Raw genomic sequence first — 15,447 nt, forward strand, 5'->3', positions numbered from 1 at the left:
CTTCAGGCCCCGAGGGACTGACGAAACGCGCCCTGCTGCACCAACATGCACACCGTACGCACCTCGCCATCCATCGCACGATCGCGATGCATGAAGCCGATGTGCTGACGCAGGATCGCATGGGCATCGCGCACGCTGGCGCCGGCATGGAAGTCGCCGGCGTTGGCCAGCGCAGCCGTGAGCTGCTGCACCTCGGCGACGAACTGCGCGTAATGCGGCTGATCTTCGCGCGGTGCGTTGCTGATCTTCGCCGCCAGCGCCTGCCAGCCACCGCGGCTGGCCAGCCGGCGTGCGGCATTCAGCATCGCCTGCCGGTAGTCCAGCGCTTGCGCGGCGGTGTACAGCTCCAGTGCCAGCACATGTGAGAGATCCTCGGTCATCTCCAGCACATGGCGCGCCTCGTTGGCGCCCATCGACACGTGATCTTCGGCGTTCGCGCTGGTCGGCACCGAATACACGCTAGCCGGATGCGCACGCGTAGCGAGGTCGTTGACCAGTGCGGCGGCGGTGTACTGCACGATCATGAAACCGGAATCGGTGCCGTCCTCGTTGCCGGTGAGGAAGGCCGGCAGACCATCATTCGTAGCCGAATCGACCAGCTTGTTTAGGCGCCGCTCGGAGATGGAAGCCAGCACAGGGATCGCCGCCTTCACATAACTCATCGCCAGCGCCAGCGGCATGCCGTGGAAGTGACCGGCCGAGATCACCCGTTCTTCGATCGGGACGTTCTCGATGAACTGCGCGTCCTCCGGGTCCGGGAAGATCAACGGATTGTCGGTGACCGAATTCAATTCGATATCGAACACTCGGCAAGCCTGCGCCCAGGCATCGCGCACCGCGCCGTGCACCTGCGGCATGCAGCGCAGGCTGTAAGCATCCTGCGGCTGATGCTTCTTGCCACCCTTGAACGGCAGGAAGCGGCTGTAGAACGCCTCGCGGCCATGCCGCTGATTGGCCGGCACCCAGTCCCAGCCGATATCGAAACTGAGTGCCTGATCGTCCGGCTCGCTCCACGCCTCGGCACTCCACGACTTGAAGCGCGGCACCAGGTGATAAGGAATATCGACCAGGGTGGAACCGGCCAGCAGCTCGCGCACATGCGCGGCGGTTTCGACCTGGCCCGGATGCGGGCGCAGTGCATGCACTTCAGGGCGCAGCGCGCCACTGCGACCGGCGAACGCGTCCAGTGTCATCGACGCGGCCAGGTCGGCGGTATCCAGCAACTGCTCCAACGTATCCAGTGCCAGCACACCCGTCGCCAGCATCTGTGCGGTGCCATTGTTAAGTGCGAGACCTTCCTTGAACGACAGCCGGATCGGCGTGAGGCCGGCGCGCTTCAGCGCTTCCGCACCCGACACGCGCTCGCCTTGATAAAACGCTTCGCCACCGCCAAGCAGCACGATCGCCAGATGCGACAGCGGCGCCAGGTCGCCACTGGCACCGACCGAGCCCTTCTCCGGTACCACCGGCACCACGCCGGCGTTGAGCATCGCGGTCAGCGCTTCGAGCGTGCTCACCCGGATACCCGAGTGACCGCGCATCAGCGTATTGATGCGGATCAGCAGCATCGCCCGCACCACGTCTTCGCCAAACGGCTTGCCCACGCACACGGCATGCGTGGTGATCAGGTTGTGCTGCAGTTCCTCCAGCAGCGTGCCCTTGGGCTTGTGCGGATTCCCGCCGGGCAATTCGTCACGCAGACGATGCGCACCAAGCAGCTTGTCGGCATTGCTGCCGAAGCCGGTGGTGACGCCATAGGTCGGTTCGCCACAGCTGACTTTCTCGGCAAGAAAATCCGCAGCGCATTGCACGCGCTTGAGTCCTGCCGGGTCCAGTGAAACCTTGTTGCCATGGCGTGCCACTGCCACCAGCTGGGCGCGGGTGAGGCTGTTGCCGTCGAGAACGATGGTGTCGAATTTGCTCACTGCTGCCTCACTGAAGAATGTCGTCGTCTATTCCCTGATCACCGAACCGCAGGGCATTCAGCCCATCGCCGCGGCCTGTTCCAGCTCCACTCGCAAGGTCTTGATCAATTCGCTGCGCGCCACCTCGAACTGATCCTCGCGGCGCAGGTCCTTCACCGTGACCACGCCCTTGGCGATCTCGTCCTCACCCAGCACGATCACGAAGCGGATTCCGGCGCGGTCGGCATACTTGAACTGCTTGCCAAGCTTGCCGCCTTCCAGCACCACTTCGGTGGCGATGCCGGCACCGCGCAGCTCGCTGGCGAGCGCGAGATAGGCTGGCAGTTGTGCTGCGTCCATCTGGGTCACCAGCACATCGACGGTGCTGGTTGCGGTATTGATCAGGCCAGCATCGCGCAACTGCCAGTACAGACGGGTCAGACCAATTGAGATGCCAACGCCGGGCAGCTGCGACTTGGTGTACTGGCTGGCCAGGTTCTCGTAGCGACCACCCGAGCAGATCGAGCCGATCTGCGGGTGATCGTTCAAGGTCGTCTCGTAAACGGTGCCGGTGTAGTAGTCGAGCCCGCGGGCGATCGACAGGTTCAGCACGTAATGCGTTTCCGGCACGCCGAACGCGTGGATCAGGCCCAGCACTTCCTTCAACTCGTTGCGGCCCTGCTCCATCGCCTCCGGGCCAGCGCCCAGCGCATCGAGCTTGTCGTACGCATCCTGCAGCGAAATGGAGCGCACCTGCACGAAGGCGAGGATTTTCTGCGCCACCTCGGCACTCAGGCCAAACGTCTCGCCGGTCAGCATGTCGCGCACGTAATCGGCGCCACGCTTGTCAAGCTTGTCCACTTCGCGCAGCACGAGCATCTGCTGCTCGCCGTCGACGATGCCCAGGCTCTCGAAATAGCCGCGCATCAGCTTGCGATTGTTGAGCTGGATGGTGAACGCGCCGATGTTCAGTTCGCGGAACACGCTGTAGATCACCGCCGGAACTTCGGCGTCGTAACGCACCGACAGTACATCCTTGCCGATCACGTCGATGTCGCACTGGTAGAACTCACGAAATCGACCGCGCTGGGCGCGCTCGCCGCGGTACACCTTCTGCATCTGGTAACGACGGAACGGGAAGCTCAGGTCGCGCTCGTGTTCGGCGACATAGCGCGCCAATGGCACGGTGAGATCGAAGCGCAGCGCCAGCTCGGGCATGCCCTCGTCATCTTTTGCGGCGTTCAACGCACCGGTCGACTGCACGAAATACACCTGCCGCTCGGTCTCGCCGCCGGTCTTGGTCAGCAGCACGTCGGAGTATTCGATCACCGGCGTCTCGATCGGCAGGAAGCCGAAGCGCTCGTAATTGCGACGGATCACGTCGAGCATGCGCTGGAACGCGATCTGGTCGAGCGGCAGCAGCTCGAGCACGCCGGGCATGGTACGGGCCGGGGTAAGCGCCATGGAATCCTCTACTGACGATGGAAACATTCCGTCTGACCGCTGACCGCGCGACGGCAGCCGTCAAGATTAGCAGAACGCCTGGCGCCTTCCGCACCCGCGAGCAGCCAGATGCATCGTACCTGTTGCCAAGCCAGCGCCCGACGATTAAGATACGCGGCTTCCCACGGGGTGTAGCTCAGCCTGGTAGAGCGCTACGTTCGGGACGTAGAAGTCGCAGGTTCGAATCCTGTCTCCCCGACCAAAAATTCGATGAAGAAGCCGGCCTTGCGCCGGCTTTTTTTATTTCCACGGTCAGCTCTCCAGCGCCAGTCCGGCGAGTCGATCAAGCTCGGCTTCGACAAAACCCGCCTCGATCCGTGCCGGCCGGTTGAACGGCCCACGCAGGCTGACGCCCATGTACTCGCGCAGCAGGGCGAAGAACGTGTCGACCGGCTCCACACCATCGCGCTCGCAGCAGTACTGGTACCAACGAGTGCCGGCAGCGACGTGAGCGACTTCCTCGCGCAGGATCACTTCAAGGATCGCTACAGTGCCGGTGTCGCCCAGGTGGCGCAGGCGTTCGATCATGCCGGGAGTGACATCCAGTCCACGCGCTTCCAGTACGCGCGGCACCAGCGCCATGCGCGCGGTGTCGTGATGCGCGGTTTTCTCGGCCATCGCCCATAGGCCGTCGTGCGCATCGAAGTCGCCGTAGGCGTGATCGAGCTCAGCCAGTCGTGCCGACAGCATCGTGAAATGGCGTGCCTCGTCGTTGGCGCAACTGGCCCAATCACGGTAATACGCCTCCGGCTTGCCGCGGTAGCGATAGACCGCGTCCCACGCCAGGTTGATCGCGTTGAACTCGATGTGCGCCACCGCGTGCACCAAGGCGGCACGGCCTTCCGCACTGCCGAGTCCGCGCTGCGGTACCTGGCGCGCGTTGACCAGTCGCGGTTTTGCCGGGCGGCCGGGCGCACCGATCGGCTCAGGCAGCGGCGATGCGGGATCAGCGCACAACTCGCCAGCCACCAACGCCTGCCAGGTCACATGGGTCAGGCGCAGTTTTTCTGCCGGATCGGTGGCGTCGAGGCAGCGCTTGGCGGCGGCGTGGAGATCAGTCATGGCGTTTCTGGAGCCCACCCTGTGGGCGATGCTTTTGCTCTGATGTGCATCGAAGCCAGGAGCATCGCCCACAAGTGGGCTCCTAGAGGGGCGCGCGATTACATGCTGCGGCGCGCGGCCTTGGCATCGTCCGAGCGCAGCATCTGGATCTGCTCCAGATAACGCTGATCGAGGCCGGTGACGTATTCGCCGGAGAAGCACGAGGTATCGAACTGCTTGAGCGCCTCGTTACCATCCTGCACCGCCCAGATCAGATCCTTGAGGTCCTGGTAGATCAGCCAGTCGGCGCCAAGCATCGTCTCCACTTCCTGCTCGGTATGGCCGGCGGCGACCAGCTCGGAGGTGGACGGCATGTCGATGCCGTAGACATTCGGATAGCGCACCGGCGGTGCAGCGGAGGCGAAGTAGACGTTCTTCGCGCCAGCGTCGCGGGCCATCTGGATGATCTGCTTCGAGGTGGTACCACGCACGATCGAGTCGTCGACCAGCAGCACGTTCTTCTTGCGGAACTCCAGCTCGACCGGGTTGAGCTTGCGGCGCACCGATTTCACCCGCTCACCCTGCCCCGGCATGATGAAGGTGCGACCGATGTAGCGGTTCTTGACGAAACCCTCGCGAAACGGCACGCCGAGCGCCTCCGCCAGTGCGCTCGCGGCAGTCCGCGCGGTGTCGGGAATCGGGATCACCGCGTCGATGCCATGGTCGGGCCGTTCGCGCAGGATCTTCTCGGCGAGCTTCTGGCCCATGCGCAGGCGCGCCTTGTAGACCGAGACGTTCTCCATCATCGAGTCAGGTCGCGCCAGATAGACATATTCGAAGATGCACGGCGTGTGCAATGCACCTTCGGCGCAGCGGCGGCTGTGCAACTGGCCCTGGTCGGTGATGATCACTGCCTCGCCCGGCTCGATATCGCGGATGCGCTTGAAACCGAGCACGTCGAACGCGACCGACTCGGACGCCACTGCATACTCGCGGCCTTCCGCGGTAACACGCTCACCCAGCACCAGCGGCCGGATACCGTGCGGGTCGCGGAACGCCAGCAAGCCGTAGCCGAGCACCAGCGCGACGCAGGCATAACCACCACTGGCGCGTGCGTGCAGGCCAGCGACGGCCTTGAAGAGGTGATCAGGGGTCAGCTCCATCCGATCCTGGATCTGCAGTTCGTGTGCCAGCACGTTCAGCAGCACTTCGGAATCGGACTCGGTGTTGATGTGACGGCGGTCATCCTCGAACATCTCGCGTCGCAACGTTTCGGTGTTGACGAGGTTGCCGTTGTGCGCGATCGCAATGCCGTAAGGTGAATTCACGTACAACGGCTGTGCCTCGGCCGAACCTTCCGAACCGGCGGTCGGATAACGGCAATGGCCGATGCCGATGCGTCCGCGCAGACCACTCATCGCCGCCTGGCCGAACACGTCGCGCACCAGCCCGTTGCCCTTGTGCAGGCGCAGCCGCGAGCCATCCACGGTGGCGATGCCGGCAGCATCCTGACCGCGATGCTGCAGCACCGTCAGTCCGTCATAAAGTGCCGATGCCACTTCGGTGGTACCGACAATGCCGATGATTCCGCACATGGTTGCAGCCTGCTTCAGTGATTCGTGGGGTGGACGGCTGCGCTGGTCGCAGGCGCCGGTGACGCTGTGTACGATGCCGCTGGTGCGGACGTCGCGCCAGATATAGGGGCGTGCGGTGGCACCGACAAGTCATGCAAATGGTCGAGCACACCGGACGACTGGACCTTCTCGATCACGGCCGACGGCTTCAAATGTTCGCGCACATCGGCCGACACGCTGGCCGGCACGTTCTGCCCCATCCACGCAGCCGCCTCCTGGAATTGCGGCAACAGCACCGACTGCTGCCACCACGGCTCACGTGTGACTCCGGTCAGGCCCACCAGAAAGACCAGCAGCGTCACGATCAGCACGCCGCGCACGAAACCGAACAACATGCCAAACAGCCGATCGATGCCTGACAGACCGGTACTCCAGATCAATCGCCTTACCGCGAAACGCACCAGCGCCCCGAGTATCAGCACGCTGACAAAGCAGACGCCGTAACCCACGCAGTAACGCAAGGTGGGCATCGTGATCGTGTGTTCCAGATGCGCCGATACCACCGGACCGAACGCCCAGGCCACCCAGAACGCGGCGATCCAGATGACCAACGACAGTACTTCGGAAATCAATCCACGGAAAAGCCCGATCAGGACAGAAAGGGCGAGTACGCCGAGAATGATGCCATCGGTCCAGTTCACCCGTTCACCTGCCCGGCTCGTATGCTGGATGCTGGCGCGTGCATGCTCAGGGCACCGAAACGACGTTGCCGTCGGTACCCAGCTTGGCCTTGATCTGCTCGCGCAGACGCAGCGCATCGGCGCGCTGGGTCTGCGGGCCGGCGCGTACGCGCCACAGCTGCTTGCCACCGGACTGCACGGTATCGACGAAACCGTCGAAGCCGTTCGCACGCAGCTTGTCGCGCAAGGCATTCGCGTCAGCCTGGTTGCTCATCGCAGCCAACTGCACTGCCCAACCGCCCGCGCGAGCAGTCGCACGCGTTGCGGGGCCGGCTGCCACTGGTGCCGCGCCTTCATCGTGACTGGCATCCTGCTGCAGTCGCGCCGGCACGCCGGGGATCGACTGGGTGATTTTCAGACGCGCCGCCTCGGCGGCCGTGCGTGTCTCGAACGGTCCGGCGATCACCAGGGTACGCGACTGGCCGGCCTGACTGATGGCGTGGCCGCTCACCGGATAGCCCAGCGCACGTACGCGGCGCTCGAGGTTGGCGGCGCCGGCGGTGCTGGCATAAGCGCTGAGATTCAGGGTGTAGTTGCCGCTCCCGGCCTCGGCGGGAGCCATCGGGGCGGCCGGCGACGGCGTCGGGGCCGACTTGGGAATGACCGCCAGCGGCTGCGATGGAGCCGGAGGCGCACTGGCGGTCGGCCTGGCCTGCATCGGAATCAGCGGCTGGCTCGGCGAGGTGCCGGAGCCGGGGGTCACCGTTGTCGGTGTCGGCGCCCTGCCGGCGTCGGGATCGGTTTCCACATCGCGCGGGCGGTTCGAACCGATGTTCACCGTCGCCAGCTGGTCGCCTGCGCCCTTGGCGACAGCAGTGGCCGCGGGCTGGGTCGCCGACGCAGCGATGGCCGGAGCCGTGCTGGATGCAGCTACCGCCGCATCCGGGTTCAGGCTCATGGTTTTGGTCTGCAGATCGCGATCCGGTGCCGCGGGAATCGCCAGACTCACGGACTGATCGCCACCGGGTGTCGGCGACTTGCCGTTGAAGATCATCGGCAGAAACAGAACCGCCAAGGCGATAAGGACGGCAGCTCCCAGCAGGCGTGTTTTCAAGACTTCGCTCCAAAGCGGCAAACGCGGCACGTAACGGCGTGATTATACCTGTACGCGCCGAACGCCATGATTGACCGGCCACGCAGGCCGACCCGTACGTTCAGCCGACCGCTTCGGCAATGACGGCGCTGGCCACGAAAAACGAGCCGAATGCGAGGATGCACTCGCCCGGTCGCGCCGCCGCGCGGGCTGCCGCCAGCGCTGCAGCCACATCGGCATGGGTATCGAACGCGGGTTGCGGCAAGGTCTGCCGGAGTATGCCAGCCAGTGCGTCCACCGCCAGTCCGCGCAAGGTGGCGTGATCGAGCCCAGCCAGATGCCAGTGGTCAATCCGCGCGCCGAGCGCGCCGATCACTCCAGCCACGTCCTTGTCCGCCAGCGCGCCGTAGACCGCGTGCACGCGACCCGCTGGCCGTGCATCCAGCCATTCGGCCAGTGCGCGCGCAGCCTGCGGGTTATGGCCAACATCCACGATCAGGAGCGGATCGCCACCGAGCGACTGCAGCCGCGCCGGCACGCGCACCTCATGCAGACCGGCACTGACCGCGGCGAAGACATCCTTCGGTGCAAACGACACGTCGCCGGCCCACAACACATGCAGTGCGGCAATCGCCGCCGCCGCATTGGCAAACTGCACCGGCGCCGCCAGCGCAGGATCCGGCAGCTCCATCGCGCTGCCGTCACGGTGCTGCCAGCGCCAGCCATCGGCATGACGTTCAAAGTGAAAATCGAGCCCGGCGCGCTCGACTCGCGCACCGCATGCCGCCAGCGCATCGAGCAGACCCGCCGGCGGATCGAGTTCGCCCACGATCACCGGCCGGCCGGCCCGCGCAATCCCGGCCTTCTCGCGGCCGATGCTGTCGCGATCCGGCCCCAGCCAGTCCATGTGATCCAGATCCACCGTGGTGACGATCGCGACGGCGGCATCGATGATGTTGACCGCGTCCAGGCGCCCACCCAGCCCCACTTCCAGCACCGCCACGTCCAGTCCAGCACGGGCAAACAGGTCCAGTGCGGCCAGCGTGCCGAATTCGAAATAGGTCAATGGAATCGCGCCACGGGCTGCGTCGATCCGCTCGAACGAGGCGGTCAGCGCCGCATCGTCGACATTCGCGCCGTCGATGCGCACGCGCTCGTTGTAATCCAGCAGATGCGGCGAGGTGAACGCGCCGACACGCAGACCTGCTGCTCTCAGCATCGCCTCGAGCAGGGCCACGGTCGAGCCCTTGCCGTTGGTGCCGCCGACCGTGATCACCCGATGCGCCGGCGCCGGCGCCCCCATTCGTTGCCATACCTCGCGCACGCGATCGAGGCCCAGCTCGATGCTGCGTACGTTGACGTGTTCCTGATACGCCAGCCATTCGGCGAGAGTGCGGGTCATGCAGTGACTTTGCGCGGACGGACAAGCACAAAGCTTAAAGCATTGCCTCAGCCAAACAGGTGAATACCGCTGTAGTGCAGTGCCATGTACATGCCGAACACGGTCCAGAAGGTTTTCTTCAGTGCCTTGCCGGCCAGCAGGGCCACCAGCAGGCCAAGCAGCAGCGGCATGTGTTTTTCCAGCGTGCTGCGGGTGTCGTTGATGACGTTCATGGGTTTCCTCCGGTGACGGTGTGGGAACCATGATCGGCAAACGGCCAGGTCGGTGGCAGAAGCAGATGTCAGCGATCGCGGATGACATGCATCACCCGCCATTGCCGACGACCCTCATGCAGGAGCGGCTTCAGCCGCGACGCCCTTGGTCTTGCAGGTCTCGGCGACCTGAAGAGCATCGCGGCTGAAGCCGCTCCTACACAACAACCGTCACAACGGCACATGGCGCAGCCGCAACGCATTGCTGACCACCGAGACCGACGACAGGCTCATCGCCAACGCGGCGATCATCGGCGACAGCGTGATGCCGAACCATGGATACAGCGCGCCAGCCGCCAGCGGTACGCCGACCGCGTTGTAGATGAAGGCAAAGAACAGGTTCTGCCGGATATTGCGCACCGTCGCCTGCGACAGCGTGCGCGCACGCACGATCGCACCCAGCTCACCTTTCACCAGAGTCACCTGCGCGCTCTCCATCGCCACGTCGGTACCGCTGCCCATCGCGATGCCGATATCCGCAGTGGCCAGCGCCGGCGCGTCGTTGATGCCGTCACCGGCCATCGCCACACGGCGACCTTCGGCGCGCAAGGCATTCACCACCGCGGCCTTGTCGGCTGGCGAAACATCCGCATGCACGCTGTCGATACCCAGCTCGCGCGCCACCACCTGTGCCGTGGTGGCATTGTCGCCCGTCAGCATCACGATGTGCAGGCCGGCCGCGCGCAATGCCTTGAGTGCGACCGGTGTGTCCGGCTTGATCCGGTCTGCCACCGCCAGCAACGCGGCGAGTACGCCATCAACCGCCAGGAACATCACGGTGGCGCCCTGCCCGCGCAGCTTTTCGGCACGTGCGCTGGCGTCGCCGACTGACGCGATGTGCAACTCCGCCATCAACTTCGCATTGCCCAGAGCCACGGCACTGCCATCCACATTCGCGCTGACACCACGACCGGTCAGCGAACGGAAATCCGTGGCTGCGAGCTTCGGTACGTTGTCCGCTTCCGCCGCGATCATGATTGCCCGTGCCAGCGGATGTTCGCTCGGTCGCTCCAGCGCTGCGGCCAGCGCCAGCAGACGCTCGCGCGATTGACCATCGAGGCCCACCAGCTCGGTCAAGGCCGGTTTGCCGACGGTCAGCGTGCCGGTCTTGTCCACCACCAGCGTGTCGATCTCGCGCATGGCCTCGATCGCGCTGGCGTCCTTGAACAACACGCCGTTCTGCGCGCCACGACCGCTGGCGACCATGATCGAGATCGGCGTGGCCAGGCCCAGCGCGCACGGGCAGGCGATGATCAACACGGATACGGCGGCGATCAGCGCATGCGCGAATTGGGGCGACGGCCCCAGCAGTGCCCATAGCGCAAAGGCCAATAGCGCGACCGTCACCACCGCTGGCACGAACCACGCTGCCACCCGATCGGCGACGCGTTGCAGCGGTGCCTTGCTGCGTTGAGCCTGTGCAACGAGTGTCACGATCTGCGCCAGCATGGTCGCACCGCCCACCTTCTGTGCGCGCATGGTCAGCGCGCCATCTTGATTCACCGTACCGCCGGTGAGCGGGTCGCCCATCGCCTTGGCCACCGGCATGGGTTCGCCAGTAAGCATCGATTCGTCGACATGGCTCCCGCCTTCCAGCACCACGCCATCGACCGGCACTTTCTCGCCGGGGCGCACGCGCAGCACGTCACCGGCTTGCACCTCATCCAGCGATACCTCGTTTTCGCTGCCATCGTCAGCGATTCGCCACGCGGTCTTCGGCACCAGCCCCAACAGTGCCTTGAGCGCCGTACCCGTGCGTCGGCGCGCACGCAGCTCCAGGAAATCGCCCAGCGTGACCAGGGTGATGATCACCGCCGCCGATTCGAAATACACGCCAACCTGGCCGTGCATGTCGCGGAAGCCGGGCGGGAAGAGCTGTGGCGCGACGAAGGCCACCGCGCTGTACAACCAGGTGACGCCCGTGCCCAGCCCGATCAGGGTGTACATGTTCGGCGACCACGGCCGCAGCGAACGCCAGGCGCGCACGAAGAACGGAATACCGCCCCAGATCACCACGATGGTGGCAAGCATGCCCTCGGCCCAACCGGTGCTGAGCGCCCAAGACGCAGGCAGCTGCCAGCCGAACAGATGCGGCCCCAGCGCCAACAGGAACACCGGCAGGGTCAACGCCACCAGCGTCCAGAAACGCCGCGTCATCGTCGATAGTTCACCACCATCGTCCTCATCCAGGCTCGGCATCATCGGCTCCAGCGCCATGCCGCACTTCGGGCAATCGCCAGGACCGACCTGCTGCACTTCCGGATGCATCGGGCACGTATAGACCGCGCCGGGTACTACCGGTAACGGGATTGCGCGGCCTTCCAGATAAGCAGACGGCTCCGCTACGAACTTTTCGCGGCAACGCGCCGAGCAGAAGTGGTAGGTATCGCCGTCGTGCTCGGCGTGATGCTTCGCGGTATGCGGATCCACCGTCATCCCGCAGACGGGATCCTTCACCGTGTGCGCATGGCCGTGATGGGCATGATCGTGCTGAACGTGGCCATGGCCTGCATGCGGATGATCATGAGCCTCGATCGCCGCGGACTTCGCGGCGCAGCAACCCGTCGATGCCACCTCCGAGCCAGACGCACCCAGATACGTCACCGGTGCCGCCTCGAACTTCGTCTTGCAACCGGCGCAGCAGAAATGGAATACCTGCCCGTCATGCGTGGACTGATGTTTCGATGTGGTCGGATCCACCTGCATGCCGCAGACCGGATCAGTCGTCATCGCAGCTGGAATCTTGTCGCTGCCAGCGCAGCAAGACGCGTGCTCGCCCATCACGACACTGCCTCATCGCTCAGCGCGCGCAGGATCGGGCACTCTTCAGGCTTGCCATGCCCCGGGCACGACTCGACCAGCTGTGCCAGCCCGTCACGCACGCGCTGCAGTTCCGTAATTCGCAGCTCGATCGCCGCCAGCCGCTGCTGCGCCCGCTGCTTCACTGCTTTCACCCCGCGCTGGCGATCCGCTGACAAGGTCAGCAGCTCGCGAATTTCGTCCAGCGTGAAACCGAGATCCTTGGCGCGGCGGATAAAGCGCAGTTGCGCAATCGTGCTATCGCCATAACTGCGATAGCCCGAGGCACGCCGCACCGGCTCGGGCAGCAGCCCCTCGCGCTCGTAATAACGGATCGTATCGATCGCCACACCGACGCGCTTGGCGACGGCACCGATGGTAAGTGAGGTGTGTTTTGCATTCATGCGACAAGTCTAGACCCAGGATCCAGGTCAAGAGTCAAGAGTCAAGAGTCAAGAGTCAAGCGTTACATCCGTACGCTGCCCGCAGCCTGCGACTATCGGGATGCCGTCGCTCCTACCGGTGCCGATAGATCCGCCACCTATCGGGGTGTGCGCAGCATGGACTCGCGTAGCGCGGCTTCGTGCAGAACTTCGTCAAGACAGGCCGTTTCTTCAGTGTCCAGAGCACAGTGCGGTGGGCGATGCATGCCTGTCGGCGAAGTCGTGGTTTCCGCCATGCCGCTCTTGTTGAGGTCGGCATCGACCGTGGCTTTTGTACTCATGGTTCAGCCCTGGAGGTTATGAGCGTCTTGCAGATTATTGCAGCATGAAAGCCGTCGGCTATGGATGCGGATTGAGTGCATGAAAGGGAGTCATCAACATGACTTCTGTGATGATCAAATAACCCACGGCAGCTAGTAATACGCATCCAAGAACAGTGAGCACCAGTCGCAAGATGCCACGACCAATCCAGAGAAACATCTTGTAACTCATCGGAGTTTTCTCTGGGCCAATTCATCCATGTGCATGAATCTTATCTCGTGCCGATAAATCTTCTCTGCACTGAAAAGAGCATACGGACACCTCCTATCCGATACCCGCGCGACGCAGCAGCTTGCCCAGCAGCTCCACACATTCCTTGATGCGCATCAGGTAGGTCACCGCGAAATAGGCCGCGCCGTAAATGCCAAGCACGTAGACCGCTGTCAGTATCGGACCGTGGTTCGGCACCAGATATTCGACTGCGCATGCTGCGATGGCAGCCAGACACGCGGCCGACCAGAGCTTGAACATGATCGGGACCGGAACACCGGTCGGCCCAAGCTTCCTGTTCATCTTCCGCCGCAACAGATAGAACTCGATCCAGCCAGCCACGCCGGCCGAGGCTGTGAGGCCCACGGCACCCCATTGCGCGGGTATCCCGAGCAACCCAGGCAGCAAGAAAGCACTGGCCAGACCAAGCGCTGCCGTGACGGCCAGCCGCACCAGCGCGAAACGCAAAGGTGTCCGCGTGTCACGTATGGCGTAATAGGTCGACGAATACAGACGGCCAAACGTCGAGGCGAGCAGGCCCACACCCGAACCGGCGAGGATCGCCCACACGTAGTAGGAATCCTTGCTGGTGAACTCGCCGGACTGATAGAGCGCCGCCACGATCACGTTGCCCAGGGCAAAAAATGCCACGGCCGAGGGGACGACGAAGAACGCAATGCGCTCCAGGCCGCTATCCAGTCGCGCGGAAAGACTTGCTGCGGTGGCCTCGTCGAACTCCTGCCCGGCCATCCGCGACAAGGTCGGCAGCTCCGCGGCCGATACCGCCATGCCGAACAGGCTGATCGGCAACATGTTGATCGAGGCCGCGGTGGTCATCGCCGCCATCGCGCCGCGGCCAAGCAGGGTCGAGATCGCCTGGTCCACGAAGGCACTGATCTGAACGACACCGCGTCCTACCGCCACCGACATGAAGCTGCCGACGACCTGCCGCACATGGAGGCTGCTCATATCGAGGCGAAACCGCATGTCGGGCACCAGCTTCAGCACCGAGGGCAGCTGAACCAGGAACTGCAGCAGGCAACCCAGCACGGTCCCCCAGGCCAGGTACACGATCAGCTTGTCGGACGGCAGGTCCCTGAAGACCAGCAGCGTCACGATCATCGACAGGTTCCACACCACTGGCGCGACGTAGGACAGGAAAAACTTGTGGTGGCTGTTGAGGATGCCCAGGCACCACGCCGACCAGACCAGGACGCCGGTACCGGGAAACAGGATCCGCACGATCAGGATCGTCAGCTCGCGCTTCTCGCCGGTGTAACCGGGTGCGATAAGCCACAGCAGCCATGGCGTCGCCACGACGCCAATGGCGACGATGATGGAAATGACCAAGGCCAGGATGGTGGCGATCGCCCCGGCCAGACGTCCAGCCTCCTCGCGCTTGCCTTGGCCAAGCAGGCCGGCATAGACCGGAATGAAGGATGCCGAGAGCACGCCTTCGCCGAACAGGTTCTGCAGGAAGTTGGGTACGCGCAGTGCCGAACTGAAGATGTCGGCAGCGTCGGACAGGCCGAAGTAGTGCGAGAAAACCCGCTGGCGCACCAGACCGAAGATGCGGCTGCAGAGGATGCCCGCCCCGACCAGTACGGCGTGCTTTCGACCAGCCTCCTTCGCCATGCTCACACGCCCGCTCAAAACGCCGAGCCTATCATTTACGCGACTGGTGCCTCTACGTCCATCTACAGCAGCTTGCGGTAGACGACGAAGCCCGACTTCTCGGCAACCCGGTCGTAGAGCTGCATGGCGGTCGCATTGGTCTCGTGGGTCTGCCAGTAGACACGCCGGCAGCCGGCATCGCCTGCCCGCCGGTAGACATCATTGATCAGTGCACGGCCCGCTCCTTTGCCTCTGGCCGCCTCGATGGTGAACAAGTCCTGCATGTAGCAGCTCGGTTCCAACTGGATGGTGCTGCGGTGATAGAGAAAGTGCGCCAAGCCAAGCAGCCCACCGGCACTCTCGGCAACCAGCGCATGCACGGGCTCATAGGCATCGAAGAAACGCGACCAGGTCGTCTGCGTGATCTCCGCCGACAAGGCGGTCAGGCCGCTGCGGCCGTAAAAGGCGTTGTAACCGTCCCAGAGCACTCTCCAGACGGGGAAGTCCTCTTTCGCCACCGGTCGTATCACGATTTTCTGATTCACGTGGATACCCTTGATTCCCCCGACTGACGGCTTGCAGCAATTCGACACATCAAGCGCGGCCATGATG

At 64.0% G+C, this 15,447-nt stretch carries 13 protein-coding genes and 1 tRNA gene; 1 reads left to right on the forward strand and 13 read right to left on the reverse strand.

Annotated elements, in window-relative coordinates; translation table 11 throughout:
* Nucleotides 1-2: 2 nt before the first annotated feature.
* Nucleotides 3-1,925 carry an aromatic amino acid ammonia-lyase gene (locus tag B0E48_RS11530; protein ID WP_077518219.1) on the reverse strand — a complete coding sequence of 641 codons (1,923 nt, stop codon included), beginning with the start codon at nucleotides 1,923-1,925 and terminating at the stop codon, nucleotides 3-5.
* Nucleotides 1,926-1,982: 57 nt separating this feature from the next.
* Entirely contained in the window at nucleotides 1,983-3,368 is a 1,386-nt protein-coding gene (gene hisS / locus B0E48_RS11535) for a histidine--tRNA ligase (protein WP_077518220.1), read from the reverse strand.
* A 164-nt stretch (nucleotides 3,369-3,532) separates the two neighbouring features.
* Here hisS and B0E48_RS11540 point away from each other — a divergent pair.
* Nucleotides 3,533-3,609: transfer RNA gene (locus B0E48_RS11540), tRNA-Pro, on the forward strand.
* Nucleotides 3,610-3,659: 50 nt separating this feature from the next.
* Here the strand turns inward: B0E48_RS11540 and B0E48_RS11545 are convergent.
* The 11 genes from B0E48_RS11545 to B0E48_RS11585 form a co-directional block, all read right to left on the reverse strand.
* Nucleotides 3,660-4,469 (reverse strand): ferritin-like domain-containing protein, encoded by an 810-nt coding sequence (locus B0E48_RS11545; protein WP_077518221.1) that lies wholly within the window; start codon nucleotides 4,467-4,469, stop codon nucleotides 3,660-3,662.
* Between the two features lie 98 nt (nucleotides 4,470-4,567).
* Nucleotides 4,568-6,043 (reverse strand): amidophosphoribosyltransferase, encoded by a 1,476-nt coding sequence (gene purF, locus B0E48_RS11550; protein WP_077518222.1) that lies wholly within the window; start codon nucleotides 6,041-6,043, stop codon nucleotides 4,568-4,570.
* Nucleotides 6,044-6,057: 14 nt separating this feature from the next.
* Nucleotides 6,058-6,723, reverse strand: a complete 666-nt coding sequence (locus B0E48_RS11555; protein WP_077518223.1) for a CvpA family protein — start codon at nucleotides 6,721-6,723, stop codon at nucleotides 6,058-6,060.
* Nucleotides 6,724-6,769: 46 nt separating this feature from the next.
* Nucleotides 6,770-7,816 carry an SPOR domain-containing protein gene (locus tag B0E48_RS11560; protein WP_077518426.1) on the reverse strand — a complete coding sequence of 349 codons (1,047 nt, stop codon included), beginning with the start codon at nucleotides 7,814-7,816 and terminating at the stop codon, nucleotides 6,770-6,772.
* A 100-nt stretch (nucleotides 7,817-7,916) separates the two neighbouring features.
* Nucleotides 7,917-9,197: a bifunctional tetrahydrofolate synthase/dihydrofolate synthase gene (folC, locus tag B0E48_RS11565; RefSeq protein WP_077518224.1), complete on the reverse strand. Its 1,281-nt coding sequence runs from the start codon at nucleotides 9,195-9,197 to the stop codon at nucleotides 7,917-7,919.
* Between the two features lie 47 nt (nucleotides 9,198-9,244).
* On the reverse strand, nucleotides 9,245-9,409 hold the full coding sequence (locus B0E48_RS17795) for a hypothetical protein (RefSeq protein ID WP_168170345.1): 165 nt from the start codon (nucleotides 9,407-9,409) through the stop codon (nucleotides 9,245-9,247).
* Nucleotides 9,410-9,619: 210 nt separating this feature from the next.
* Nucleotides 9,620-12,229 carry a heavy metal translocating P-type ATPase gene (locus B0E48_RS11570; RefSeq protein WP_077518225.1) on the reverse strand — a complete coding sequence of 870 codons (2,610 nt, stop codon included), beginning with the start codon at nucleotides 12,227-12,229 and terminating at the stop codon, nucleotides 9,620-9,622.
* Nucleotides 12,229-12,651 (reverse strand): MerR family transcriptional regulator, encoded by a 423-nt coding sequence (locus B0E48_RS11575; protein WP_077518226.1) that lies wholly within the window; start codon nucleotides 12,649-12,651, stop codon nucleotides 12,229-12,231. The genes B0E48_RS11570 and B0E48_RS11575 overlap by 1 nt, the downstream gene beginning before the upstream one ends.
* Nucleotides 12,652-12,788: 137 nt before the next feature.
* The gene (locus B0E48_RS17555; protein WP_139350249.1) at nucleotides 12,789-12,971 is read right to left on the reverse strand and encodes a hypothetical protein; all 183 of its coding nucleotides are present in this window, start codon (nucleotides 12,969-12,971) and stop codon (nucleotides 12,789-12,791) included.
* 304 nt (nucleotides 12,972-13,275) lie between these two features.
* Nucleotides 13,276-14,856: a murein biosynthesis integral membrane protein MurJ gene (gene murJ / locus B0E48_RS11580; protein WP_168170346.1), complete on the reverse strand. Its 1,581-nt coding sequence runs from the start codon at nucleotides 14,854-14,856 to the stop codon at nucleotides 13,276-13,278.
* Nucleotides 14,857-14,918: 62 nt separating this feature from the next.
* Nucleotides 14,919-15,443 carry a GNAT family N-acetyltransferase gene (locus tag B0E48_RS11585; RefSeq protein WP_077518227.1) on the reverse strand — a complete coding sequence of 175 codons (525 nt, stop codon included), beginning with the start codon at nucleotides 15,441-15,443 and terminating at the stop codon, nucleotides 14,919-14,921.
* Between the last annotated feature and the right edge of the window lie 4 nt (nucleotides 15,444-15,447).

This window comes from Rhodanobacter sp. C03, assembly GCF_002001175.1.
In the GTDB taxonomy this organism is placed as follows: domain Bacteria; phylum Pseudomonadota; class Gammaproteobacteria; order Xanthomonadales; family Rhodanobacteraceae; genus Rhodanobacter.

Bases quoted from the DNA above. Each gene is read 5' to 3' on its own strand.
- folC (WP_077518224.1), bottom strand. From the start codon at position 9,197: ATGACCCGCACTCTCGCCGAATGGCTGGCGTATCAGGAACACGTCAAC.
- B0E48_RS11570 (WP_077518225.1), bottom strand. From the start codon at position 12,229: ATGGGCGAGCACGCGTCTTGCTGCGCTGGCAGCGACAAGATTCCAGCT.
- B0E48_RS11575 (WP_077518226.1), bottom strand. From the start codon at position 12,651: ATGAATGCAAAACACACCTCACTTACCATCGGTGCCGTCGCCAAGCGC.
- murJ (WP_168170346.1), bottom strand. From the start codon at position 14,856: ATGGCGAAGGAGGCTGGTCGAAAGCACGCCGTACTGGTCGGGGCGGGC.
- B0E48_RS11545 (WP_077518221.1), bottom strand. From the start codon at position 4,469: ATGACTGATCTCCACGCCGCCGCCAAGCGCTGCCTCGACGCCACCGAT.
- hisS (WP_077518220.1), bottom strand. From the start codon at position 3,368: ATGGCGCTTACCCCGGCCCGTACCATGCCCGGCGTGCTCGAGCTGCTG.
- B0E48_RS11585 (WP_077518227.1), bottom strand. From the start codon at position 15,443: ATGGCCGCGCTTGATGTGTCGAATTGCTGCAAGCCGTCAGTCGGGGGA.
- B0E48_RS17555 (WP_139350249.1), bottom strand. From the start codon at position 12,971: ATGAGTACAAAAGCCACGGTCGATGCCGACCTCAACAAGAGCGGCATG.
- B0E48_RS17795 (WP_168170345.1), bottom strand. From the start codon at position 9,409: ATGAACGTCATCAACGACACCCGCAGCACGCTGGAAAAACACATGCCG.
- purF (WP_077518222.1), bottom strand. From the start codon at position 6,043: ATGTGCGGAATCATCGGCATTGTCGGTACCACCGAAGTGGCATCGGCA.